17 protein-coding genes are annotated in these 26,841 nt (G+C 50.4%); 11 read left to right on the top strand and 6 right to left on the bottom strand.

The features are described from left to right. The first annotated feature begins 132 nt into the window (after positions 1–132). Together JOE29_RS06390 and JOE29_RS06385 are read left to right on the top strand one after the other, a co-directional pair. Entirely contained in the window at positions 133–3,045 is a 2,913-nt protein-coding gene (locus tag JOE29_RS06390) for a ribonucleoside-diphosphate reductase subunit alpha (protein WP_003418215.1), read from the top strand. 225 nt (positions 3,046–3,270) lie between these two features. After that, positions 3,271–4,518 carry a ribonucleotide-diphosphate reductase subunit beta gene (locus JOE29_RS06385; protein ID WP_002554639.1) on the top strand — a complete coding sequence of 416 codons (1,248 nt, stop codon included), beginning with the start codon at positions 3,271–3,273 and terminating at the stop codon, positions 4,516–4,518. 282 nt (positions 4,519–4,800) lie between these two features. Here JOE29_RS06385 and JOE29_RS06380 read toward each other — a convergent pair whose 3' ends face one another. Further along, positions 4,801–6,222 (bottom strand): sigma-54 dependent transcriptional regulator, encoded by a 1,422-nt coding sequence (locus JOE29_RS06380; RefSeq protein ID WP_210079117.1) that lies wholly within the window; start codon positions 6,220–6,222, stop codon positions 4,801–4,803. A 379-nt stretch (positions 6,223–6,601) separates the two neighbouring features. On the opposite strand from JOE29_RS06380, the gene JOE29_RS06375 reads away from it, so the two are divergent. Next, positions 6,602–7,888, top strand: coding sequence for a hypothetical protein (locus JOE29_RS06375; protein WP_210079115.1), 1,287 nt, complete (start codon positions 6,602–6,604; stop codon positions 7,886–7,888). 61 nt (positions 7,889–7,949) lie between these two features. On the opposite strand, the gene JOE29_RS06370 is transcribed toward JOE29_RS06375, so the two are convergent. The 5 genes from JOE29_RS06370 to JOE29_RS06350 all read right to left on the bottom strand — a co-directional run bounded on the left by JOE29_RS06370 (position 7,950) and on the right by JOE29_RS06350 (position 14,723). Beyond that, positions 7,950–9,098: a hypothetical protein gene (locus tag JOE29_RS06370; RefSeq protein ID WP_210079113.1), complete on the bottom strand. Its 1,149-nt coding sequence runs from the start codon at positions 9,096–9,098 to the stop codon at positions 7,950–7,952. Beyond that, on the bottom strand, positions 9,098–10,432 hold the full coding sequence (locus tag JOE29_RS06365; protein ID WP_210079111.1) for a hypothetical protein: 1,335 nt from the start codon (positions 10,430–10,432) through the stop codon (positions 9,098–9,100). The genes JOE29_RS06370 and JOE29_RS06365 overlap by 1 nt, the downstream gene beginning before the upstream one ends. Next, on the bottom strand, positions 10,425–10,661 hold the full coding sequence (locus JOE29_RS06360) for a hypothetical protein (RefSeq protein ID WP_210079109.1): 237 nt from the start codon (positions 10,659–10,661) through the stop codon (positions 10,425–10,427). The genes JOE29_RS06365 and JOE29_RS06360 overlap by 8 nt, the downstream gene beginning before the upstream one ends. Positions 10,662–11,422: 761 nt before the next feature. Then, positions 11,423–12,577 (bottom strand): hypothetical protein, encoded by a 1,155-nt coding sequence (locus JOE29_RS06355; protein ID WP_210079107.1) that lies wholly within the window; start codon positions 12,575–12,577, stop codon positions 11,423–11,425. Positions 12,578–12,764: 187 nt separating this feature from the next. Next, a complete protein-coding gene (locus JOE29_RS06350) occupies positions 12,765–14,723 on the bottom strand; it encodes a DUF262 domain-containing protein (RefSeq protein ID WP_210079105.1) in 1,959 nt (652 codons plus the stop codon). 520 nt (positions 14,724–15,243) lie between these two features. On the opposite strand from JOE29_RS06350, the gene JOE29_RS06345 reads away from it, so the two are divergent. The 8 genes from JOE29_RS06345 to JOE29_RS06310 all read left to right on the top strand — a co-directional run bounded on the left by JOE29_RS06345 (position 15,244) and on the right by JOE29_RS06310 (position 26,809). Next, the gene (locus JOE29_RS06345) at positions 15,244–17,616 is read left to right on the top strand and encodes a DEAD/DEAH box helicase (protein WP_210079102.1); all 2,373 of its coding nucleotides are present in this window, start codon (positions 15,244–15,246) and stop codon (positions 17,614–17,616) included. Between the two features lie 126 nt (positions 17,617–17,742). After that, entirely contained in the window at positions 17,743–18,873 is a 1,131-nt protein-coding gene (locus tag JOE29_RS06340) for a hypothetical protein (RefSeq protein WP_210079100.1), read from the top strand. An 11-nt stretch (positions 18,874–18,884) separates the two neighbouring features. Continuing rightward, complete coding sequence (locus JOE29_RS06335; RefSeq protein WP_210079097.1) at positions 18,885–19,118, top strand: hypothetical protein; 234 nt, start codon at positions 18,885–18,887, stop codon at positions 19,116–19,118. An 824-nt stretch (positions 19,119–19,942) separates the two neighbouring features. Then, on the top strand, positions 19,943–20,632 hold the full coding sequence (locus JOE29_RS06330) for a TnsA endonuclease N-terminal domain-containing protein (RefSeq protein WP_210079095.1): 690 nt from the start codon (positions 19,943–19,945) through the stop codon (positions 20,630–20,632). Next, on the top strand, positions 20,617–22,512 hold the full coding sequence (locus JOE29_RS06325) for a DDE-type integrase/transposase/recombinase (RefSeq protein ID WP_210079084.1): 1,896 nt from the start codon (positions 20,617–20,619) through the stop codon (positions 22,510–22,512). The genes JOE29_RS06330 and JOE29_RS06325 overlap by 16 nt, the downstream gene beginning before the upstream one ends. Before the next feature lie 5 nt (positions 22,513–22,517). Beyond that, positions 22,518–23,462: a TniB family NTP-binding protein gene (locus JOE29_RS06320; RefSeq protein WP_210079082.1), complete on the top strand. Its 945-nt coding sequence runs from the start codon at positions 22,518–22,520 to the stop codon at positions 23,460–23,462. Continuing rightward, on the top strand, positions 23,459–25,405 hold the full coding sequence (locus tag JOE29_RS06315; protein WP_210079070.1) for a TniQ family protein: 1,947 nt from the start codon (positions 23,459–23,461) through the stop codon (positions 25,403–25,405). Before JOE29_RS06320 ends, JOE29_RS06315 begins: the two co-directional genes overlap by 4 nt. Positions 25,406–25,780: 375 nt before the next feature. Further along, positions 25,781–26,809, top strand: a complete 1,029-nt coding sequence (locus tag JOE29_RS06310) for a hypothetical protein (RefSeq protein WP_210079059.1) — start codon at positions 25,781–25,783, stop codon at positions 26,807–26,809. Positions 26,810–26,841 lie beyond the last annotated feature (32 nt).

Below are 26,841 nucleotides of genomic sequence, written 5' to 3'. Positions count from 1 at the left end.
ACCTGGAAGCGGCGACAGACCCCCGCTTTCACCTTCGTTTTGGAGCCCTTTGGTCGCCTCTTGCGACTGACTGCTCTAAACGAAATGGTGGGCAGCAATGCCCGAACAAACTTAAAGAACGTGGAGTCACACATGCAAACAGACACAACTCGCGAGAACTCGCCGACCGGCGCGCCGCAGGCAAGCCAGACCCAGCAGGATCTGTCTGCCACTGCCCCCGGTCAACTGCGCGTGATCAAGCGTAACGGTACTGTCGTTCCCTACACGGACGACAAGATCACCGTTGCCATCACCAAGGCGTTTCTTGCAGTTGAAGGCGGCAATGCTGCTGCCTCGTCGCGCATCCATGACACCGTTGCCCGCCTGACCGAACAGGTCAGCGCGACGTTCAAGCGTCGCATGCCTTCGGGCGGCACCATCCACATCGAAGAAATCCAGGATCAGGTCGAACTGGCGCTGATGCGTGCCGGCGAGCAGAAAGTAGCTCGCGACTACGTCATCTACCGTGACTCGCGCGCCAAGGAGCGTGCCGTTCGCGCCCCCGAAGAGCAGGTCCAGGCTCACCCGTCGATCCGCATCACCCGCGCCGACGGCAGCTTTGCGCCGCTGGACATGGGCCGCCTGAACACCATCGTCACCGAAGCGTGCGAAGGCCTGGCGGAAGTCGACGCCGACCTGATCCAGACCGAAACCCTGAAAAACCTGTACGACGGCGTGGCGCTGAAAGACGTCAACACCGCGCTGGTCATGACCGCCCGTACCCTGGTCGAGCGCGAGCCGAACTACTCGTTCGTCACCGCCCGCCTGCTGATGGACACCCTGCGCGCCGAAGGCCTGGGTTTCCTCGGTGTCGCCGACAGCGCCACCCACCACGAAATGGCCGACCTGTACGCCAAGGCGCTGCCTGCCTACGTCACCGCCGGTATCAAGTTCGAACTGCTCAACCCTGTACTGGCCGAATTCGACCTCGAAAAACTCGGCAAGGCGATCAACCACGAGCGCGACCAGCAGTTCACCTACCTGGGCCTGCAAACCCTGTACGACCGTTACTTCATCCACAAGGATGGCGTGCGTTTCGAACTGCCGCAGATCTTCTTCATGCGCGTGGCCATGGGCCTGGCAATCGAAGAGAAAGCCCGTGAAGACCGCGCCATCGAGTTCTACAACCTGCTGTCGTCGTTCGACTACATGTCGTCGACCCCGACCCTGTTCAACGCCGGCACCCTGCGTCCACAGCTGTCCAGCTGCTACCTGACCACCGTGCCGGATGACCTGTCGGGCATTTACCACGCGATCCACGACAACGCCATGCTGTCCAAATTCGCAGGCGGTCTGGGCAACGACTGGACGCCGGTTCGTGCGCTGGGCTCGTACATAAAGGGCACCAACGGCAAGTCGCAAGGCGTCGTACCGTTCCTGAAAGTGGTCAACGACACCGCCGTTGCGGTTAACCAGGGCGGCAAGCGCAAGGGCGCTGTCTGTGCCTACCTGGAAACCTGGCACATGGACATCGAAGAGTTCATCGAGCTGCGCAAGAACACCGGTGATGACCGTCGTCGTACCCACGACATGAACACCGCCAACTGGATCCCTGACCTGTTCATGAAGCGCGTCTTCGACGACGGCCCGTGGACCCTGTTCTCGCCATCCGAAGTACCGGACCTTCACGACCTGACCGGCAAGGCCTTTCAGGAGCGTTACGAGTACTACGAAGCGCTGACCGAATACCCAGGCAAGATCAAACTGTTCAAGACCATCCAGGCCAAGGATCTGTGGCGCAAGATGCTCTCGATGCTGTTCGAAACCGGCCACCCTTGGCTGACCTTCAAGGACCCGTGCAACCTGCGTAGCCCGCAGCAGCACGTGGGCGTGGTTCACAGCTCGAACCTGTGCACCGAGATCACCCTGAACACCAACAAGGACGAGATCGCGGTCTGCAACCTGGGCTCGATCAACCTGCCGAACCACATCGTCGACGGCAAGCTGGACACCGACAAGCTCAAGCGCACCGTCGATGTAGCCGTGCGCATGCTCGATAACGTGATCGACATCAACTACTACTCAGTACCGCAGGCCAAGAACTCCAACCTGCGCCACCGTCCGGTCGGCCTGGGCATCATGGGCTTCCAGGACGCGCTGTACCTGCAACACATCCCGTACGGTTCCGATGCTGCCGTGCAGTTCGCCGACACCTCCATGGAAGCGGTCAGCTACTACGCGATCCAGGCGTCCTGCGACCTGGCCGACGAGCGCGGTGCCTACGAGACGTTCCAGGGTTCGCTGTGGTCCAAAGGCATCCTGCCGCTGGATTCGCAACAGATCCTGATCGAGCAGCGTGGCGAGAAGTACATCAGCGTCGACCTGAAGGAAACCCTGGACTGGGCGCCGGTTCGTGCCCGTGTGCAGAAAGGTATCCGTAACTCGAACATCATGGCCATCGCACCGACCGCCACCATCGCCAACATCACTGGCGTGTCGCAGTCGATCGAACCGACCTATCAGAACCTCTACGTGAAATCGAACCTGTCCGGCGAATTCACCGTGATCAACCCGTACCTGGTTCGCGACCTCAAGGCCCGCGGCCTGTGGGACTCGGTCATGATCAACGACCTGAAGTACTACGACGGTTCGGTACAGCAAATCGAGCGCATCCCGCAGGAGCTCAAGGAGCTTTACGCGACTGCCTTCGAAGTGGACACCAAGTGGATCGTCGACGCGGCAAGCCGTCGTCAGAAGTGGATCGACCAGGCTCAGTCGCTGAACCTGTACATCGCTGGCGCTTCGGGCAAGAAGCTGGACGTGACCTACCGCATGGCCTGGTACCGTGGTCTGAAAACCACTTACTACCTCCGTGCCCTGGCCGCGACCAGCACCGAGAAGTCCACCGTCAACACCGGCAAGCTCAACGCAGTATCGAGCGGCGGCCACGGCCCGGACGACTCGGCGATCACCGCCCCGCGTCCAACCGAAGCAGCACCGGCCGGCCCGGCCCCAGTGCCAAAGGCTTGCGCAATCGACGAGCCGGATTGTGAGGCTTGCCAGTAAGGCAACCCACCTCGCCCCCACAGCGCGTTTAGAACTGTGGGAGCGAGCTTGCTCGCGAAGAGGCCGGTAAGGGAAACCTACCCTTACCGCCCGCCTCCTGACCCAAAGGCCTCAAAAGCCAAAAATTCATGTTCCTTGCGCGCAACACCTTAAAAGCAAGCAACACCCCCTCTGGATCCAACAGGCCAGTCCACCCGACTGACCCTCAAGCAGGAGAAGTACACCATGCTGAGCTGGGACGAATTCGATAAAGAAGACGGCGAAGTAGTCGCCAAAGCGACCAACGCCGGCCACGCCAACGAAGCCAACATGGACCGCCTCGACAGCGCCGGTGGCCTGGCTGCACAAGAAGCCCGCGCCGTTACAGCCGCCGACTCCGCTGCCCTGATCCGCGCCAAGAAAGCGCTGGACGCACTGGACGTCGCTGAAGGCCTGGCCGAGCTCGAAGGCGCCAGCGCCCGCGTCGCCGTTGACGAAAAAATGATGATCAACTGCCGCGCCGACCTCAACCAGCTCGTACCTTTCAAGTACGACTGGGCCTGGCAGAAGTACCTGGACGGTTGCGCAAACCACTGGATGCCGCAAGAAGTCAACATGACCGCCGACATCGCCCTCTGGAAAAACCCGGAAGGCCTGACTGACGACGAGCGCCGCATCGTCATGCGCAACCTGGGCTTCTTCTCCACTGCCGACTCGCTGGTTGCCAACAACCTGGTGCTGGCCGTGTACCGCCTGATCACCAACCCGGAGTGCCGCCAGTACATCCTGCGCCAGGCCTTCGAAGAGGCGATCCACACCCACGCCTACCAGTACTGCATCGAATCGCTGGCCATGGATGAAGGCGAGATCTTCAACATGTACCACGAGATCCCATCGGTCGCCAAAAAGGCAGCCTGGGGTCTGAAATACACCCGTTCGATCTCCGATCCGAAGTTCGAAACCGGCACCGTCGAAACCGACAAAGAGCTGCTGCGCAACCTGATCGCTTACTACTGCGTACTGGAAGGCATCTTCTTCTACTGCGGCTTCACCCAGATCCTCTCCATGGGCCGCCGCAACAAGATGACCGGCGTCGCTGAGCAGTTCCAGTACATCCTGCGCGACGAGTCCATGCACCTGAACTTCGGCATCGACGTGATCAACCAGATCAAAATCGAAAACCCACACCTGTGGGATGCCGAGATGAAAGAAGAAGCCACGCAGATGATCCTGCAAGGCACCCAGCTGGAAATCGAATACGCCCGCGACACCATGCCCCGCGGCGTACTCGGCATGAACGCGGCGATGATGGAGGACTACCTGAAATTCATCGCTAACCGTCGCTTGAGCCAGATCGGGCTGAAGGAAGAGTATCCTGGGACGACTAATCCGTTTCCTTGGATGAGCGAGATCATGGACTTGAAGAAAGAGAAGAATTTCTTTGAGACGAGAGTGATTGAGTATCAGACGGGTGGGGCTTTGAGCTGGGATTGATGCACCTTTACGTGGAGTCGCATTAAAAGCTGAAACCGTCTCATCAGAATCTGATGAGACATCAGCTTATGGTCTAAGCGACCCGTTCATGAAGTCGTGACTAACCAATAAATGGCTTCAGGCAGCAAATGAAATTGGCATAATAAAGGGCTACTTACAGGATGCCCTTTATTATCTGAGTATCAAGCTAATCAAATTAGCTTAGCCCTCGCCGCAAACCTACATCATCCACTCAAAAACACAAAATGCCGACGAGTGCTTCTTCGCGCCTCTCAGAATAGCTCAAACCTCGCTAGGTGGAGCTGAACGCTGACGGGGAATTCCTAAGCGCTGACGCCGCTCCCATAAGCATTTCCTACTTACCCCCAGCTTGCTAGCCAGCTGAGTCTCTGTCATGTGGCCTTGGTGTTCCAGAACAAAGTGTTGGAAATAGTCCTCCAATGAAAGACCATCAGCCGGCTCATGTTCTGCGCTGTCCTGCTGCGTGGTGACAGAAATAAAGTCCTCATCCAGCGCGCTCATATCAATGTCAATGCCAAGCGCGTCCGCAGATATCTCTGAGGTTTCGCACATGATAACCGCCCGCTCTACAGCGTTCTGCAACTCCCGAACATTCCCCGGCCAGGAGTAACGCAAAATTGCACTCTCTGCACTTGGAGAGAATTTCAAACCAGTGCGCGCAGCACGTACACTTTGGCTAATGAGAAACGCTCGGGCAATTTGAAGGACGTCCTCGCCTCTTTCACGTAGAGGTGGAAGTACCAACGCAATGACATGAAGACGGTAGTACAAATCTTCACGAAATTGACCTACCCTAGCCATACTTTTGAGGTCTCGATGCGTTGCAGCTACGACGCGGACGTTTACCTTTTGTGATTGCACTGAGCCGACGCGACGAATTTCTCCCTCTTGAAGCACTCGCAAAAGCCGCGCTTGAGCTTCAAGTGGCAACTCCCCAATTTCGTCAAGAAATAATGTTCCGCCATCAGCAGCCTCGACTAAGCCCGCCCGTCCCGCGCCGGCTCCAGTAAAAGCACCTTTTTCATGACCAAACAGCTCGGACTCAATCAAGCTTTCCGGGATTGCAGCGCAATTAACGGAAACTATTGGTGCCTTAGCTCGCCGCGATAAATTGTGTAGCGCCTTAGCAACTAGCTCCTTTCCTGTACCAGACTCACCCTGAACTAGTACATTAGAATCAGTCGGCGCGACCTTAAAAATCTTTCCAAAAAGCTGCTGCATAGGTGGGCAGGACCCGATAATTCCGATATCCACCTTGCTGCTCAGGTGATCAACCTGGCCACCCCCGCTATCTATCATAGACCGATCGGCGCAGCGCTCAGACTCAAAGCTTTTTTGATCTGAGAGGATGCGAGAGATCGCTTGGAGCAATTCGTCGTGATCAAAGGGCTTAGCAATATAGTCAACTGCTCCCATCTTCATTGAATCCACTGCGGAGCGGAGGCTGGCATAGCTCGTCATAATCAGCACAGGCTTACCTCGACCGAGCTTAATCAGTTCCGTCCCAGGAGCGCCAGGCAGGCGAAGGTCACTAACAATCAGAGCGAATGATGGGATATCATATCGCTCCTGAGCGTCCGCCACCGAGCCCGCCTCACTGACCTTGTAATGGTTTCGTTCCAGAAGACGGACTAGGGCTGAACGAATGACAGCCTCGTCCTCAACGATCAGGATACGGTTCATCTAGACCTCGCAAAGTCATGGCTCGAATATTGCTTAAAATGTGAAATATTCGTCTCTATGGGCTTAAACGTCGCTCGCTCCGCGCGATTGAGGAGCTTATAAAGTAGTTATAATGAGGCAATATGGCGACATTGACTACCGTAGTAATACAAAAGTAACGAATCGGTAGGCCGCCGCGCTCATGCAAATTATCTGACCGTATCAAATTTTCTGTACTTATCACTTTATGGTCTTACAAAACCTAAGCCAGAGCAAAATCTGTATACCTTAAACCTGCCTGGAAGAAAATATGTGGTGACATAAGGAAATCCTAAATCACAAAAAATCAGGCTTACCCAAAAAGCCGCGCTTTTGAGCACGATAACTCAGGGAGAAAAGAATGCGACGTTTGGTCACTCAATCACGTGATGACAACTATAAATCAGCTAGAGATTATCAAGACGTATTCCAAGAGATAACCAAGCAAATTTTTGTTACAGGGAACGGTCCTCATAAGTTTGTGCTCACTAACCCCATCGAAACACCCGGTAGTAGAGCGCAAGCTTGGGGTGGCTACTTGGCCGCCAGCCATCCAGTAGCAATGACGATCAAGGTAATTGACAGCCGAGGAATCAATAAAACACAAAATGTGGAGCTGGAAAATAACTGGAGACGCATCGGAGATCTGATTCCTAATGTATACGGTAACGAATTTAAGCTTTCTCTGGAATGGAGCGGCCAAATCCAAATTGATGTGTGGGGATTGACTAGCGGATCGCCACTTTCGTCCATCGATGGCGAAGCCCTACAAGACATATCCCAAATCGATTCGCTCCATATAATCCCGGAAACTTTTTACTTGCAACACAATACAGCAATAAATATGGATATTGATACGAATGATTCTACACACTTCAGCTTAGAAGACGGCAGAATTATAAATCTAAAAAAGTGCTCGTATTGTGCGCGCCAGCTTCCAATCGACCCCAATCGATTAGGAGCATTAGCCTTCCACAAACATAACGCAAAAAAAACAATGCACCAAAATGAGTGTAGAGCATGTAAAAAATGGCGCATAAATGACGCCTTGAATAGCACTAGGACTCCGGATCAGCTGCACGAATCGTCAGTCATAACGCGAGAGCGGAAATTCTTTTTACGTGAGCCGGAACGTCTATTGGAAATCAAAGAGCGCACGGGTGCAGGATTACGAAGTCAAGTCTGGGAGAGATTTGAAAGAAAATGCTTTAGGTGTCAAATTAAAGTTGCCCTGGATGGTTTCCATCTTGATCATACAAGGCCACTCGCATATTTATGGCCCATTGATGAATTTGCAACTTGTCTTTGCTCAGGTTGCAACAATGAAAAGAAAGATAAATTTCCTGTAGATTTTTACACTTCAGACCAAATATCTCGGCTTTCTCAGATAACAGGATTACCCGTAAGCGACTTGAACAAAAAATCTCTCAACGAGCCAGAACTTAATCGCATGCTCGCAGACCTACCAAGGTTTGCACATGGCTGGGAGCCACGCACTTTCTTCGCTATCGCGCGAAAGGTGAGTGAGTTAAACCCTTCAATAAATATCATTCAAATATTGAAACAGCAAGATCCGACTTTATATGAAAAAATAGAAAAGGAATACTCGCAACGCCCACCAGAGGTCGCTCTAGACCAACTAGAGTAGCCCTTCTTAAAGGAGCAAAACTAGTGGTAGCTAACTACATAGACGCTACCACTAACTCACATCATTGGTTCTTTACATAAAAAAGTAAATGATTATACTTTGTCATCCCCTTGTCCTTTATACCGTGTTTTTGCGCCTGACTTACATCCTCTTTAATTTCATAAACCAAGTTAAATTTTGCAGCTGCTAGATTTGCGATATCGACATCGAGCCGTTTCCCCTTTCCGTCTCCACTACCAATATGTATGATTAGAGTACCGGAAGGTTTCAGCAGCGCAGCAGCTTGATCTATAAATTCGGCATAACACTCCGAAGATTTAATTTGCTGACGCTCGAGAAATCCAAGACTTCGCTCATGAAAGTCAACCTCAGACCAACCGCAAAACCAAAGTCTAAGCCAATTCGGACGATCGAATCTCATCCCTAAAAACGGAGGCGACGTAATTATTGCATCAAACAAACCAATATCTTTTGAATTCAGGTCTCTGAAATCCCCGTACAATCCAACTCCAGGCAAAAACTCATTTGGTAATGGGGTTTTCAACGCAGTCGATATTTTGTTCCTTACCTTCTCATACACACTTTTATATACAAACTCTCCAGACGGGCTGAATGGTGTTATCGGATGCGAAGTTCGGGAGAGTGCATACGGCCTGTTCCCGTGCAGAACATGTAAAAGTGATGCCCAAGCAAAATTTTCTTCTTTACTAACGTACGATCCCTCTAAGAAAAGATTGCGCGCCTTCAAAACCTCTCTCAGAGTATCGGGATGATAATACTCACACACTTTACCATTGAGCCCAAAATGTGCTGCATCAATATCACTACTTGATAATTCTACTTCTTCAATTTTTAGCCAAAGATTCTGCCAAGCGGAAAGCGCCTCCTCTAGAGTTGGAGGATCAAGCTTCGCAGTTGCGACTGTTGCTGGAAAAGGGCTTTTATCATTAGATACAGCCTCACGCCCCTGTAGCGCGGCTTCAAAAGGAATCGTACCAACACCGCCAAGCAAATCAAGCAGCCGACCTCCTTCAGGAACAAACTCCTTAACGAGCCAGTGAGCCATCGCAGGCTTTAACTTCCCCTGATACGAACAGAGCGAATGTAGTGCATGCCCCCAGTTTCTCTTTGAAAACGCCCCATTTTGAAAGGGCATATCCTGATGGAATCTAGCTGCGGCTTGATGCAGAGATTTTTCTTTACTTAGCACTATCGGTTCCCGGCTGAAATCATTGGCTTTGAAAAGACAATCTCTACCTGCTTTAGCTCAGTTTTATCACGTGAGTGTCTTCTAGCAATTACACATTCGGCGTCTACATTAAACCCAGCGGCTTTAGCAACATCTACCAGTAAAATATCAGTTTTAACATGAACACCGTAGAATTTTGAGTCCCCTATATCAAGCACGAATTTTCCGCCTGGCACGAGCCCTTTGAGCACTTGAGAAAACATCATATACATGTCCGAAAAATAATGCCGCACCAGCCGAGGAATACGGCTATCGGTTGCGACAGCCAAAAGCTCATTAACTACAAGCTCGACGGCGGGAAATATTAAATCGTCTGGTTTATTCTTCGTAACATTACTTATTCCGGCGGTAATAGCCTGCCGATTAAACCCACTCAAATCTTTTTCACTACTAATAAAGCCTGCAAGCCAAAGTTCAATCTTCGTATTCCTAAAGTAATTGGTTCCATTTAAATATGGAGGAGAAGTCAAAGCAAACTCAAATCTGCTTTCAAAATCATCCGAGATACTCATGGCATTCGCAGATACCATGACAGTGGAAACTAATTTATTAGGCATAGCCGCGACGTCACTGCACATACGTATTACACTGTCAGCAACGAATGCTTTTACATCTACAACCCTATTTTTGTATTCATCCGGCCTGCGACGTCTTAGATCCGCACGACGCGTCATATTTGAAGATTTTACTGTATTGGCGGCACAGGCGAGAAGTAGCAGGTTCTTCGCATGCGGATGAACGCTCTCGTACTCTAGAGCAATATTTCGCGCGCAAAGTAGCTCTCGAACATCAGTTAACTCAAAAAAATCTCTGTTAGGAAACGCTTGCTCATAACTAGAAATATCGACCTTTCGCACCATTTTCTCGAAATCTTTTGAGCGTATCTTGCCGATGAAATCTTTACAAACATCGTGAAAAAAATTCTGATTTGAACTAGCCCAAATCGAGCTATTCACCTTCGTCTCAGTGACGAAAGCCATGAAGGGATTTATCTCACTATAGTAGGATTGCACACCTAGCCTAGAAGCGGCCAAGCATGTAGTACCTGACCCGCCAAATGGATCATAAACATTGCCTGGCTGGAATCTATCTAGAATACCCGTAATATATTTGGCAGAAAACCCCTCTACATATGGGTACCATCCAAACGCGCCCTGCTTCATACTATCTTTAAAAGTGACACCAAGCTCAAGCTTTCGTTCAAACGCTAGTTCTACTTTAACTTCGGAGGCCGGCTCACCAATCTCAAACTCTATGTGACGTTGTTTGGGCTCTACTGGTAAAAACTCACTCATTTCCTCCTCCGCTGACTATTTGCCCGGCACTAACTGGTAGCTTTGGGGTTTGATCATTATGCACAACATTATCCATATCGGAAATTTTCCCCGATCCGACATAGACCTGAGCCGACTCTAAAAACCATTCCTTTAGTGACTTAGCATCTTTGGCGAGAGCTGAATATAACTCTCGTTTAAAGGACGGATCGATTTCTATGACGATCCTACCACTGCTACCAATACTCATCGTATACGCACCAACAATGTTATTTATGTCACATTACACGAAACCGTAGTAGCGTTGCAAGCAGGTGAGTCTGTCTTAGACCTTGATTTTCCTACTTTTTCCCTTGCTCTGATCACCCCGTAACGGAGACGGCCCTCGCGCGCATCGTTGCGCTATCGCCAGCCGCAGGGTCTGAACAAGCGTCTTTTTACTGGTACCGTAGGCAGTTGACGCTAACCTGGGCTCTAGGGTTAGGACCCTTTTGCTGAATCGCAAGACTTCCCTCGGACTCAGGGGGCAACCTCAGAGCGCCATCAGTGCCGCAGTATCAAAAACCAAAAAGTTCTGATGCTGGGTGCGAGCCGTCCAAGTATTACAATACCAGCTGCATGACCGGACCAAGAAGGTGGTGAGCAACATCCGCTTCCAGAATTTACTACCGGGGCTGATCGCCTCATAAGTAATCCAGAACATTCAGGTTGCCTTGCTCGAAAGGAGCAATCTGGAGGGGCTTTACCAAACACGCGGCGCGCAGTACCCGCTCGTTGAAAAGCCTGGCTGGCCTGTAGGACGAACAGCAGATAAGGCTGAAGTGTAGTAGTCGATGAAAAGATGATTCAGCGTTTAGAAAACGCACTCCCCACCAATCAGCAGATCAAACCCCAGGGGACCCAATGAGCAAGAAAACGGTGTCACCTAAGATAAAGCGGACGCCACTTTTCTGTCTTTAAAGGCACTCGAAAATAAGGTGCGTCAAATTTCTTTAGGGCTAGGGCTCTACTCTAGTTGTCACATACGGGTAGATCGAGGTCAACATAAGCAAACAACGGCAAGTCATACAAATCACCGAACAGCTGAAAGATCTTCGCAGAGGCGTTGATCAATTTTTTTACACTGCCAGCCTGATGAGTCAGGTTTATACGCTTGTTGTGGTCTCGACTCATAGCACTTAACGCCTTATAGACCCGTGCGTCCGGCACGCAGCAAAACTCGCCTGGAATTGATGGATAAAGCTGACAGCGCAACTCTCGCATAACCAGCGGGATCTTTATCAGCATGCTTTTTTGGCCGGTCCCCAAGCCTTTTAATGAACGCATAAAGTCGAAAAACGCAGCGTAATGGCTAGTCGTAATCATGACGGCGATGGCACGTTTGATGCCGTCCCAGTTGTGGGCAAGGACTTTCACACTCGCGTAAACATCTTTCCTGAAACTGACCTGCTTTCTGGTGTCGGGACGAAGGCACTGACCTAAGGTCTGCACGATGGAAGCCTTACGTTTACTGCACTCTATTTCGACAAACGCGTCGTTTGTCCATAAAGCGGGTGTGTCTTTGTGAGCGAGCTTCATCCAGGCCACAAAATAGACGGCATTCTCCCAAGGGCCTGTCCGAGACCAGGCCACCGCCAAGACAAATAGGAGAAACAGATCCTTCTCCTCTCGTAGATCCAGCTTCAGTAAACGACCATCCAACAGAGGAATTTTGAAGTCAGCAACCCATCCCCGATAACTTCCAGCCTCGTTGAGATTGGCATAGGCAAGGTTCGGCGACGCGGCTTTGAAGCGGTCGATCAACCATGCGGCCGCCTTCGTTTCTTCATTTCCAGGCACAGTGATCGTGGGTGCCTGAGTCTGTTCGTAGCGAGGATTGGAAATCACACTCAGCCCAGCGCAACGATACCCGGTTGATGGACATTTCATTTCTACGCGGTCAAAACGACCAGTAGCAAGCAACTGATCAACCACTTGCGTTTCAGCTTGCATCTGGTCTTTTCGGGTGGCTCCATTGGTTCTAATCCAGTAATCCAACGAGTCCGGCTTCCTGTGATCGGTCAACCCTACTTTGATGGGACCCAACACCATGGAACCACCCAATCCCTCTACTTTTGTAACCAAGGCGTCAATGCCGAATGAGCCGCCGTCTCTCAACGTAATCATTACGCGTCCTTAATTTTTTCATTTAATCCACTGTTGAACACTAGGGTCATCAGTGGATTTCCAGGTAAACCAGGGTTTCCCTTTACTAGCACTACATCAACCTTCGCGGCACTTCAACCGCGTCTCGCATACCGCCCCCACCTCAAGTGGGTCCGGTACACCCTTCGGCTCATTCAAAACGCAATCCTCAGCTTTGTTCTAGCGCGGCGGCCGCTTCCCGCTGAATTTGCGCGTACCCAATGAAAGGCTTCAACGACCAGCGTGCTTGGGCAAACTTGATGAACCGCTGCTCTTGATGGTCATTCAGCTCGCCATGAAGGTCGTGATAAAAATTGATCGTCCGCCTTCTGCCATCGAAACTTTTAATCAGTGAATGCGTGTCGAAAGCCATTTTTCGAACTTGATGAAGTTCTGTAGGCGGTTCTTCCCCCAGTCCCTCGCAGTAGCGTGGAAGCTTGTCTTCCAGATCATCGTTGTTTCCCTGAATGTTCAGGCGCAGTTCCAGTAAGACAAAATTGCCTAGACGGCGCCGCTGGTACTTATCTTGTTTACGGTTGTTTTCCCCCTCACGACTTCTATTTTCAGTAGCCCAGAGGTGCTCCACCGAGTAATAGTCTGAGGTTTTACCCTCCGAAACCCCGAGAAGAATTTTATCAATTTGAATCGTTTTTCGCGGTTGGAGCTTCGCCTCGTAGTTCATGAGGAAGTACCGCAAGCCACGCCATTTGTAAAAATCGTCGGGGCTGTCAGGGTCAAGAGAGAAGGACTTAATAAACCGGTGATCCGCAGCTAGCCAATGGATAAAATTAACGAGCCCGTATTCCAATGCATCCTCATCGGTTTCCAAACAGATGTGCCCAACCTTAAGCTCTTCGGGGGTAAGCGCGGCCAAAAGCCCAGAGTGGTAGTAATGCGCCGCATACCAATAGAGATCGCCTTGTCCGGTGTCATTACGTGACGTCATGTTCCGCGCCATGTAGACCCGAAAATTGAGGATCTCCAACAACCGAAGCAGTTTATGCAGGCGCTCGCCCGAGCCCTGCAATTTGATCACCATCGCCAGGAACAACGGCATAATGGACGCATGACGTGCCTGCGCGCGGATTTGATCAAGAAGCACCACTATCTCAGGCTCTAAACCTGCGTGATCACGCCCATACAGACGTTGATACCAGAGCGCGGCGGTTTTCATAAACTGCACAAAGGCCGCAATTTTTTTGATCACCGGCTCGCGGGGTAAATCCTCATTCAGACAGCTGTCGAGGTTTACTCGCTTTTTCAGCTCTTCATAACCGTATTGGCTATCGGTTTTATTCAGTTTGAAATGGACGACCAGGCAGTAACGAAGAAATGCACTTTCGTCGCCGACTGAGGTTTTGCCAGCGATGTTCAAGGCCCTGAGGATTTCTGACCAATCCTGATCGATTGTGTCCCTGAGCGAAGCCGCAGAAAGCTTCACACAGCAGTAAATCAAATAGTTTTTAACCTTTTCCAACTCGCTAAGCGGTTTTCCCCTGTTGTTGATGACCTCGAACATGATTCCCGTTTCAGCATCTTCTTCAGGCGCGAACACCAGAAAGCCGAGCCGGGACTCAAGGATATCCCTGATCCGCTGTGGCTCAATTCCCAAAGCGATTTTGTCCTCAAGCCACTTCTTAATCGAACCTCGGGCGCCGAGTAATCGTTGATGCGCCTCAAGTTTAATCGGACTGTTATCGAGGTTACCTTCAGCCATCACCACACGTTCGAAAAACGACCGTGTATCCGAGTTCAAGCGCAACACAGCACGATCATTGCCAAGCTCACCACGGCGTAAATACAGCGCGGAAAACGCTGCCCGTTCTTCGATGGGCAGCGACTCGCAAAGCAGGTACAGAAAAATGGCAAGTGTGGTCAGCCGCTGCTGGCCATCCACGACGTGGAAGGCGTTGTCTGCCGCATGTTTCGGACGACTGAGGACGAGTGTGCCGGTGTAATGACGTAACGCGGCGCCATCTTGCATCAGATGATCGACGTCCTTGAGCAGTTCATCGACCTGCTTTTTGTCCCACGCGTAGCCACGCTGATAATCCGGAATGGTGAAAAACCGGTCCGAAAAGATGCTCGGCAGCGTCAGCAGTTGAGCGCCAAATCCTTGTGTGGTCATTGCGGTGTATCGCTCCTTGAATGGGGGGGGCGTGCAGAGAACGTGAGAGATCACGTGCCCACTCAACGCCATCAGTAACCTTAAGCTTGCTGGATCCGCCAACGACTGATTGATCATCGTAAGCAGTAAAATCGGCCCGGTTGAGCAACCCCGACGTTGCGGGCGAACCATGATGCCACTATGCCGCTATCGCACTCAGCGGTAAATTTTTATTACGGATTGGGTTCAGGTGTTCGCTAGATGCGCCAGCCCAGCCGCGACCAATACGATTTCCCAGCGGGCGAACGTCAATCGGCAATGACTGTGAAACACGCCGCTTGACGGTCAATGCAATTCAACCAGGGCTGGGTAGTGGGCAGTCGAACCGTTGTGCGCCTAACACCGCTTCGGTTAAACGCCGGATGATTGCAAGGCGTTGCGCAGCCGCCGGCCCGCGCCCGGCCCTAGGGTTTGATCCCTCCCCCCGCCGACTGATAGCCTAAACCCCACAGGCCATTCCCAAACACCGAGGCTCGATGCGGTGACCGACTCCCAGTTGCTGGCGATACTCCAGGCGGAGAACGCGCGGTTAATTGCCTTACTCGATGCGCACGGCATCGACTGGCAACCGCCTGTCGAACCTACCCGTATCCCCGTGGCGCCCGTTGATACGTCATCCGCCCTGGACACCCGTAGCAAGCTCGCCCTCTTTCGTAGCTTGTTTAGAGGGCGTACCGACATCTACCCGCTGCGCTGGGAAGGCAAAAGCGGCAAGTCCGGCTATGCACCTGCCTGCGCGAACGAGTGGCGTCCGGGGATCTGCGAGAAACCACGGATCAAATGCGGCGACTGCCACCAGCGCCAACTGCTGGAGGTGACCGACGACGTTATCTTTCGCCATCTGGCAGGCGCGGTAGTGGTCGGTGTCTATCCGTTGCTCAAGGATGATACTTGCTACTTTCTGGCCGTCGATTTCGACGAGGCCGAATGGCGCGATGACGCCCGCGCATTCGTGGAGTCCTGCAAGGCCCTCGGTGTGCCCGTCGCCTTGGAAGTCTCACGCTCGGGCAACGGCGCGCATGCCTGGATCTTCTTCGAGGACAAGGTACTGGCCAGCGATGCACGCCGTCTCGGGGCCGCCATCATCAGTCATGCCTGTGAACGCACGCGGCAATTATCGCTCAGCTCCTACGACAGGTTGTTTCCCAACCAGGACACCCTGCCCAAAGGCGGTTTCGGCAACTTGATCGCGTTACCGCTGCAAAAACGCTCCAGGGCACAGCATCACAGCGTCTTTGTCGATGACGCTCTGGTGCCCTATGCCGATCAGTGGGAGTTCCTCGCCACACTCCAACGCATGAACCCCGAGCGCATCCACCCCGTCATTACTCAGGCCACGGGCAACCGCGACCCCGTCGCCGTTGCCTACGTCGATGAAGACGAAGGTGCCCAGCCATGGAAAGTCCCCTCGCCTCGACCACAGAAGCCCAACGGCCCGATGCCTGCCACCCTGAGCATCACCCTGGCGAACCTGATCTACTTTGAAAAGGCCCAGCTGCCTCAACCCTTGGTCAACCAGTTGATCCGCCTCGCGGCGTTTCAGAATCCCGAGTTTTACAAAGCGCAGGCCCTGCGCCTGTCAGTGTGGAACAAACCCAGAGTCATTGGCTGCGCGCAGAATTTTCCCCAACATATCGCCTTGCCACGTGGCTGCTGGGACGCCGTGCAGGCGCTGCTGGCGGAGTACAAGATCACGCCACTGGTGGAAGACGAGCGTTTCGCGGGCTATCCGTTGGATGTCAGTTTCCTCGGCACTCTGCGTCCTGACCAGGAAACGGCCGTTACCGCCATGCAAGCACATGACACCGGTATCCTCTGCGCGCCAACGGCCTTCGGTAAAACCGTGAGTGCCGCAGCGCTCATTACCAGGCGGCGTGTGAATACCTTGGTGCTTGTGCACAGGACCGAGCTGCTCCGGCAGTGGCAAGAACGCTTGCAGGCGTTCCTCGGCGTCGGCAAAGAAGTCGTCGGCACCTTGGGCGGCGGTAAGCCCAAGCTCACCGGCCAGATCGATATAGCTGTCATGCAATCGCTGTCGCGCAAAGGCGAGATCAGTGACCTTGTGAAAAATTACGGCCAGATCATCATTGACGAATGCCATCACCTGTCGGCGGTGTCTTTCGAAGCCTTGTTGCGCAGTTCGCCCGCGCGTTACGTGCTCGGGCTGACGGCGACCCCGATCCGCCGCGATGGGCAGCAGCCCATCATTTTCATGCAGTGCGGACCTATCCGCCATACCGCCGCGCGCCCAGCCAGCGCCCCTCATGATTTGTCCGTGAGCCCTCGCATACTGTCCGACCCCGTCATCGTCCCTGAGGGCTCGGGTATCCAGGAAGTATTCAGGCGATTGGCAGATGACTCACAGCGCACGGCCACCATCGTTTCTGCTGTGGTGCAAGCTTACCGCCAAGGCCGAAAAGTCCTGGTGCTTAGCCAGCGCACAGAGCATGTTGATACGCTAGATGTTGCGCTCAGGGAGCAGGTCGCGAATCTTTTCACGCTCCATGGCCGCATGCCGAAGAAACGGCGGGCGTCGCTGATCAGTACATTGGAGTCTCTGCCCGAAGATGCGCCTCGGGTGCTCTTGGCCACCGGTACGCTCATTGGCGAAGGGTTCGATCACCCTGCACTTGATACCTTGGTGCTGGCCATGCCCATTTCCTGGCGCGGCATCCTCCAGCAGTACGCGGGACGCCTGCATCGCCTACACACCGCCAAGTCCGACGTACAGGTGATTGATTTCGTAGACGAGGGTAACGTCGCCGTGTTGAGAATGTGGGAGAAGCGCAAGGCCGGTTACAAAGCCATGGGCTATCGACTGGTCTATTCATCCAACACACTGTCGCTGCTGTAGGCCTGTCGCGTGAAAGGAAAGAACTGGCATCAGCCCGATTGAAGAACTGCCATCTGAACGAACCGACGTCCGCTACCCTGATATCGGTTTCGAACTGAGATTCGACTCGCTGAAAGGACCTTCGCAATGCTGGAACAGTACGACCGAGCCAAACTGTTGGATGAGGTTTGGACAGAAGCGGTGACGATAGTCGCACCGCGCTACCAGCTCTCTGACGTAGGCCTTAAGAAACTCTGTGGACGGCTACAGATCCCAACCCCGCCTCGGGGCTACTGGACACGACTGAAGGCTGGCAAGTCGGTGCCGCCGCGCCCCAAACTTCGCGAATACGTTGGCCACCCGATGAACCTATTACGCACGCAGGCCCCGCACACCGAGGTTGAGCCCAAGCCCATGGATGAGCGGCTGGTGCCGCTGCTGGCCTTCGAGCGAGCACCTGGCAACCAGATTATCGTCCCTGATCAAGTGAAGCGTTGGCACCCGATGACCAACGCTGCCCGCGTTGCGTTGAAGAAACCCGTCATTGATTCACGCGGCCAGCCCAGCACGCGCGCGCCTGCGCTAAGTATTTGTGTCTCGCCCTCCTTGCAGGATCGCGCGCTAAGGCTCGTGGATACCCTCCTCAAAGCACTGGAAACACGTGGCTATCGTATCGAGCAGAGCAAAAAGCAGGTCGACATCCTGATCATGGGCCGAGGCTATCATCTGCGCGTGTTCGAACCCTGCAAGCGCAGCCCATATGTGCCAACGCCAAAACAACTGGAGGACAAGGCTCGCGGGCGCTGGAGCTACTGGCCTAATTGGGCATATCAACCGACAGGGAAACTCCAACTGCTAATAAATGAAGGGTATGCAGGCAAAGTTATCGACTCGCCGAGCCTCCCGGTCGAGATGCAATTGAACAAGCTGCTTGAACAGGTCGTTACAAACGCTGTCGGAGCGCTGGTGAATGCAGAGCAGCATGCCATCGCCGATGAAAAGCGTCGCCATCTGCGCGAAAGCGCTGCCGCGCGACAACGCATACAGAATGACGAACGAAAACGCTTAGCAGCCCTAGAGTCCGATGCACAGAACTGGCGCCGCGCCCAGGTCATCCGCGACTATATCGACGCCCTTGAGCGCAAGTCGCTATCGGCAACCCACGGCATAGAGCACATGAGCTATTTTCAATGGGCGCGCGCCAAAGCCGATTGGCTAGATCCACTGGTACGAAATGTGACCGATCTACTGGACGAAGATATAAAGATCCCCTATTAGGCAGCACTTTCATGACTGATGAAACGAAAAAAACCGAAGATTCGATACATACATTTGACGAGATAGTCGCGTTGAAAGACGCACAACAGCGCCAAAAACAGGAACACTTGCGCGAATGGCGCTTGCGCTATGAAGCCTTAGATGAAGAAACGCGAAAAGCGCTCGACGAAAAAATTAAAATCTATTGCGACAGCATTAGCGTGCAATTTGGAAAATCTCGACCGTTTCATCCGCGCAGCCGCTAAGCGTATATGAGTGATTTGTACGCCCTCTCCCATTATTTAACTTCTACCGTAACGCATTTATTTTGCGTAACACCCCAGTGTTACGCAAAATAAACGCGTTACACGAGAACATCGTTTGCTCCTCGTAATAAAGTCAGCACCGCTAGAAGTGGCGCCCTTCGACAGCGAAAGCAATATGCAAAATTTGCATATTGCCTCCTACCGGTCAGTGTTATGTACAAATGGATAGTGCTCCGCTCCCTCGGTGTCAGGAGAGGTTTCCGTCTAGGAGGCTACTCCTACCGCACATTTTGAGCCACATCGGCCAAATGAGGTCTCGTCGGACGGAACCATCGCTCACTGAAATGAAAAGTGGAACAGGGACTCAGTTTCGCCACTCGGAGCTGATGGCGAACATGACTAACTCAACCAGGCAGCTCAAAGGCACTCCCTGGCCAAACCATTAACGCCAATCCCCACTCAGAAACCCACCCATATTAGGTGCAAACCATGTTCTCGATACCGTTTCTCCCAAGGATCGCGGGCCTGCATGAAACTGCCGCCGCGGGTTAATCGCCACCACGCATGCCCCCCCATAGCCGGTGCCAGCCGCGCAAGCCAAAAAACATCGGCAGCAGTGATTTCGAAAAAAAATTTGCACGCTTTCACTCGGGCAATGAAAGCAAGAAGATCAATTTAACATTATGATATTTATAGTTTTTATTTAACTTGTCAGCCACATAAACATTTTTTGTCAGCACCATTGACACGTCAATAAAAATGTGAGTTTACGAATAAAAAAGCTTTCACTATGATGCCCGAAATTCCCATTTTGGACGCATCTCATGAGACCACCTACCGCCTTCGAGCAGAGCCGAACCCGGACACCAAGCCGCATCCTGAAGAAGGGAAAATACGGCAAGCACATCACCCATTTTCCATCCTTCAAAAACAAAAAGGTCGTGGTTTGCGAAAGCGAGCTTGAAGCGGATTTCTGTGTCTGGCTCGAATATGAAGATCAGGTGGTGGCCTATGCCCCTCAGCCCGGAACCTTCTCGTTTGCCATGGAAGACCGTGCAGTTCGGTATACCCCCGACTTTGAAATCAGCTATGGCACTGGCGAAATCAGATACGTCGAGATCAAGCCCGATCATATTGTCGAGGACGCCAGCTATCTCCGGAAAATAGGCGAGTTCAGAAAGGTTTGTGAGCAAGCAGGCTACGGATTCGACCTCATCACGGAACGGGAAATTCGCATTCAACCAAAGCTGAGAAATCTCCAAAATCTCTATAACCGAATGCATCTGGTCACGGACACGGAGTTGAACTACGTCCTCGACAGCCTCAAGCAAACATCCATGTCTGGCAGTACCGTGCGCTCACTGTTGGCGCTACCGTATCCACCCTCGATGAAATCAATCGCCAAGGGCGTATTTAATCGGCTGATTTCGGCTGATCTCGACCAGCTATTTACGCTGGAGTCACGCGTTTCATCATCGGCTAACGGGGGCCGCACGCTATGTCTAATGCCATAGTCAATGAACGTTACCGCTTGAATGGCGCGGAATTTGAAGTCGTATCGACCGATTTGAAATACGCTCAGTTCAGTGCCGTCATCGGACAACGGCAAGTATCGTTTACCCACTTCCAGGTGAGCGAAATGATAGCGAATGGAAGCTTGGTCAAATCTCAATGCGCACCTATCGACCAGAGCAAAGCTCCAATTCTTTTGAGTATGAGCACGGCTGAAAGAGCGGAGCATGACAGGAAAACTGGATATACCGTAGGCGCGCTGCTAGCGCTTGGCAACCGCCTGCCTCGTGACGCAGCGCAAGCCTATATCAGAGAGCACGCGGAACAAATTGGGGACTCTTCCCCCCCTAGCTATTCGACATTGTACAACTGGGCAGCAAAATATAGGCAATCCGGCAACAGCCCCTTGGGACTTATAAAGAACAAACACTACCAACTGCCACGTGGAAAAAAACTGGACAACAAAACGATCGAAATTGCAGAAGACATCATTAACCAGCACTATCTGATCAAAGAACGCCCGAGTGGACAACTCGCTTATAACATACTGATAACTCACATCGAAAAAGACAATGAGCATCGCCCTTTAGATGAGCAAATCAAGCCGCCCTCACGTGCGACGTTTTATCGTATGTTGTCCGCAATTGACGCATATAAATTCAACATCATGCGCGAAGGCCGAGCATACGCTGAAAAAATAAATAAATATGGACGTAGCATCCAGAGGCCCCATCACATGTACCAGAGAATAGAAGCAGACACTCAACAAATTGACATTATCGCTGTGGACACGAACGGAAATGTCATCGGCAGGCCCTACCTGACCGCATTTATCGAGTGCAAAAGCAAGATGATTATTGGGTGGGAACTTTCAATGACGCCACCTTGCGCGGCGAAAACAATGAAAGCCCTCAAGATGTCGCTGCGCAGTGATAACCCTATAGCGGGAAAAGGGGAAACATACTACATTGACAATGGATCAGAATTTCTTAATGACTCATTTTTCAATTTCTTCAGTATATATGGCTCGAAGGTATTACCGCTGCCACCTGGGAAGCCCGATCAAAAAAGCTTTATTGAGCGATTTTTCTTAACTTTGAACCTGACAATTATGCATCACGCCAAAGGTACGACTAAATCCAATCCGACAGAACGTAGAGATTATAACTCCGAAAAAAATGCGTGCCTGACCGTAGAGAGCATCAGATTAGTATTCACACGCTGGCTCGACGAGTACTACCATGAAAACCCTCAGAAAGGCGTATCCGTAGCCCCACGAAGTGCTTTTGAGAAGGCCATGATGACGGAGCTGCCGCCCGACACCTACGCAATTGAACAGCTAGATATTACTTGCCGCAAAACCAAAGCAAGAACAATTTCAAACGGCAGGATCACAATGTTCAACCTTCAGTGGTACGGCCCTGGACTAGCAAGATTGAATGACAAAGCCCGAAAGCACAACTGTAAACCTTTGGTGCATTACGACGAGTCTGACCTATCAACCGTGTGGTTATCCATACCGCAAGAACCTGGGGTAATGGTTCGAGCAGATGCTGTAGACCCTGATTATCAAAACAACCTAACGCTTTACGAACACCAACTGGCCTGTGACGCAATTGACAAAGAAGGCCTGACTTTTAGCAAGAAAAAAGCAGCTCGCGCGCTAGCAAATATTTACCTTAACCTAAGTGAACTAGAATACAAAAAACCTAAAAAGCAAAAACAACAACGACCGATCACTTTGGCAACTCAGGATGATGAAGGTGATGCAAGAGCAGAACTCGAAGACGATGTATACCATACCCAGACAGATTTGAATGTCACCGAGATGAAAAATATAGAAGACTCCGATGATGACTTAGAAACCTTTAAACTAGAGTAATTCATATGACTCCTGCAATTGAAAATAAAATGACAGAGTTTTCCAAGCATATTGTTGTTCACTGCTATTATAAAGACGCGTTAGAAAAAATACATAAAAGCATCATAACGACCGCTACTCGCCGTGAGCCTTCATCTGCGCTACTGACGGGACTCTCCGGAGTTGGAAAATCAACAGTCTGCAAATATATAGTACAACAAATCGGTGGTCGGAAGGAAATAGAGACCGAGTGGGGTATCATTGAAACCGTCCCTGCATTTTATTGCGAACTACCAGCTGGGCCTACACTGAAATCCCTGACTATGGGTATGCTAGCTCAATTAGGGTGCGTACATCTAAATGGCGACGCCACGGCCTTACTTTATCGATTGATCACCCTCTTAAAGACCTGCCAGACCCAGGTCATCCTACTAGACGAGTTTCATCACTTGCTGGGAAAAGGGGCCGAAAAAACGAAAGGTCTCGTTTGCGACTGGGTTAAAACGCTTATGAATCGAACACTGATACCCGTGGTCATAGCGGGTACACCAGAGTGTGAATCAATCGTAGACGAACACCCACAGCTTGCCCGACGGTATCCATTCAGAACAAATCTGCGGCCTCTCGAATACACGTCGCTGGAGAATCAGTCAAATTACTTGAAGGTCCTAAAATCACTGGGCGCACAAATTAACAAGATCGGCGAGTTCTCGGAGTCTATCTATCTCACCGACCAAGCGTTGGCGGCCAGAATATTTGTTGCCAGTGGCGGCAATATGAATTCGCTTCGACAGTTGCTTCACGAAGCCTTCCGGATTGCGCTAGAAAGAAACACAAGCACATTTTCTGAGAAAGACCTTGCAGCATCCTATGACTCGCAATGCCTAGAGGGAGCCTTAGTAAAATTCAAAAATCCCTTTGCATTGGATAATCAAGAAGTCCGGGGTATCATTTCGAGGAACTCACGATGAATGTCTTGAGCTTTGTACCCCGCGCACGTCCTGAGGAAAGCCCTCGTAGCCTGCTTATCAGAGCCGCATACCATAATGGCTTTAAGTCTGTCACCAAAATGATCGCGTCGTTACAGCGCGAGAGCAACGCACGACCATTCGATTGGCAGCTGCACCACTCAAGCATGGCCAAACTATTCGAGACACTTGATCCAAAAACAACTACTCCCCTGCCATTTTACCGCAGCACGTCTGAGGTTACGCGCGGCGCGCCGGTGTATATCAACAACATTGCCGTGCCTCTGACGCTGCTTAAGACGAAAAAACATTTAATTTGCCCTGAATGTTTATTAGAAGGCTGGCAGAAATATATTCAGGACTTCGACATTATAGACGCCTGTCCATACCATGACTGTGCCTACATTGATCACTGTCCGTCTTGCGAGCAAGAGATAACATGGACTGACTGCAATGGAGCATTGTGTAAATGCGGTTATGATTTGCGGAATAGCCCACAACAGCCTAAGCATTCACAGCTCTCGACTAGCCTTCTTTCTATTTTTAGAAATAAAGATCAAGAGAGCTTCGACTCATTCTTAATCAACCTCCAAGTACTCAGATACTATTACAAAATCAACGACGAAGAAAAGAAACACACAGCTGACCTTGCAGTTAGCATAGCTGACAGTCCTAACTGCGAAAAAATCACAGCTGCTATTTGTCACTCGATCGATGAGCACGAGCCTGCACCAAACCTATTTTTTATTGCCCCATGGTTACTATCTAGCGATGAAGAGGTCCGACAGATTGCCAACAACTTAATAACTAAACCGCTCACGCCATCCAAAACACAACAAAATCGCAATCCTAGAAAAGCACTATGGCTACGCCGAGATGAGCTGGCAACCATTGGAGTAAACCAACTCAAACTACAAACCCTTATACGTTCAGGACTAATAACGAAAGTTAAAATAAAAACAAATACGCCTTTCCAATATCATTCACACAATTGGGCTGCCGTTGAAGCTTGGCTGGGGTCAGCCGGTACTCAAAAAATTGCTACAGGAATCCCATCTCACTTTGACGTAGAGCGCGCTGCTCTGCATCTGGACGTCTATCCTGAGGTTGTCAGGCGAGCAGTCAAGGCTGGATTTATCGCTAATAATTTGAAAACAGGAGCTTTTGGAAAAATGCTTTTGGATGCCAACGAGGTGTCTGCATTTCATAACAGATACATTTTCGTCGGACCACTTGCAAAGCAGCTCAACACACCAAACACTACACTGACAGCACGTCTGACAACGGTAGGAATTATGCCAGTCTCGGGTCCAACTGTGGATGGAGCGCTGGTCACAATTTACGAAAGACGCGCACTTGAAGAGTCGAGAGTCGCGAGAGCTTTGGAAGCCGAAACCTACTCAAATAAGGCGGGCCGCAGACTACACAAATTGATGCCTAACGACACACATATCAGCTCCACCGAGACCGCAAGAATTTTAAATATCGAAATTCAACGGTTGAAATATCTAGAACGGATGGGCTTTCTTGTGCAAGAGATACCAGCAGAATTTCTATGCGAAAATCGGCGTTTTTTTACTAAAAAATCTGTCCTCTCGACAAAAAACAAATTAGATCGCTGTGTAACAATTGATTCCCTATCCCGTGAGTTCGAGATCCCATCGCTTACCTTCGCACGTCGTTTCATAAAAAGCGGTTACGTGTCCCCCATAGTGATCGGTAAGTGTCAATTAATCTGTGAAAAAGATGCAATTCAGATTCGCAAAAACCTCGAACTGTACTGTAGTTGCGATCAGGCGGACAAATTCCTGAAGGCGCCGATAGGACATGCATCCAATCTAATTTCCACAGGTCGGATCCGGGTCGTTCCAGTTTCCGAATCCAAGATCACTACTGTCCGACTCATCTGCTGGGCGGATATTCAAGCACTAAGCGTAGCTCTCTAAGCTTTATCCCGTTTCAGTCTCATACTCCCTCCTTTTCACTCACCCCGGTCTACACTCGGGGAGTTGACACAACCTCATTAAAAAATATAATATCTACTAATAATCAGCAATACAAAACGCAGCTCTATTGCCCCCACTAAATTTGATGCATTTTAATACTGTAGAAAATTCATTTTTAATTGAGAAAAGCATCATACATTTTAGTTTTTATTGAGATGGCGTTTTAAACTTCATGAGACACAACGGTTGTCCTCCAATGAATACGGATAGCCCGTTTCAGCTTTTATTGAGACTCCACGCTTTAAAGTATAGTTCACTATGAAGCCCCGCTAACCCGGGGCTTATTTTAAAAAAACAAACTATAAAAAATAGAATATGCATACTGAAAAACTGATCACTATATTAACAGACATAGAAAAACTAACCAAAAAACAACCAGACTTTCTAAAGCTAATTGAAAACCTAGACACTATCCATCAGGAACTTCCAAAAATACTTGCCCAACTACTAATAACAACAAACCCAAATAACTTGAGGGCCGAAGCTCACGAAAAACACAACTTACTGTTGACCAAAGTAAATAACAGCTTAAGGAAATCTAGATTTAGCACAATTACCAAGGCTGCCCACGAGATAGAAGAGCTACTACACCTACAGGAAGTATCTTTTTTTGATAGTGCAGCATTCAATATAAAAAATATTATAGATGCAATTGACGATCACCTAAGCAATCCAAACATAGAAACCTCACTTAAACTCATCAACTCAGCACACGAACTAAAAAACTCTCTTTTAGAAATAAAAGCTTGCAAAAAACTATTATTGGAGACTACAGCAAAAGAACTTTCCATCGAAAACGAAGAAAACGAAACATTCAAGATATACTTTCCACAATATATTTCACTAAGTCAATTCACAGCAAAAACAGATGCTTTAAACTCTATCATAGAAGAATGCTGCAACTTAGTCGGACTTAGTGTACAAGAAGCAGCTGTAGAAATTAAAAAAATCGAGTCGGGAAGTTATTTTGCTAAAATATCAGCAAATCCACTAGTGGTAATACTTTTAACTACGATCATAAACAATGGATCCAACTACTTTTTCAAAGAGCTTGAAAATAATAATACCACCCCACTAAGAGAGTCATCCGATATAATCGATAAGCTCTTGAAGATTAGGGAAACACTTGCCACGAACGGGCATGACGTCAAAAATATTGACGAAAACATAAAGAAATCCTCCTTAATAATATCAAAACAGCTAGAAAAACTGCTAGAAAATACTCAGCAAATCGAAGTTAACGACCACACAATCCAAGCTCGAAACTACGATCAGCTGCCTATCGAAGTAAAAAAACAGCTTAATAACGGTCAAACTCAAGCTAAGATTGAGAATCTGGAGTAGCCAAATAAATAAAGCGTATCAAAAACTAAACA

This window comes from Pseudomonas sp. PvP009 (genome assembly GCF_017832995.1).
Classification (GTDB): Bacteria; Pseudomonadota; Gammaproteobacteria; order Pseudomonadales; family Pseudomonadaceae; genus Aquipseudomonas; species Aquipseudomonas syringae.
This window is presented reverse-complemented; position numbering and strand designations above follow the sequence as displayed.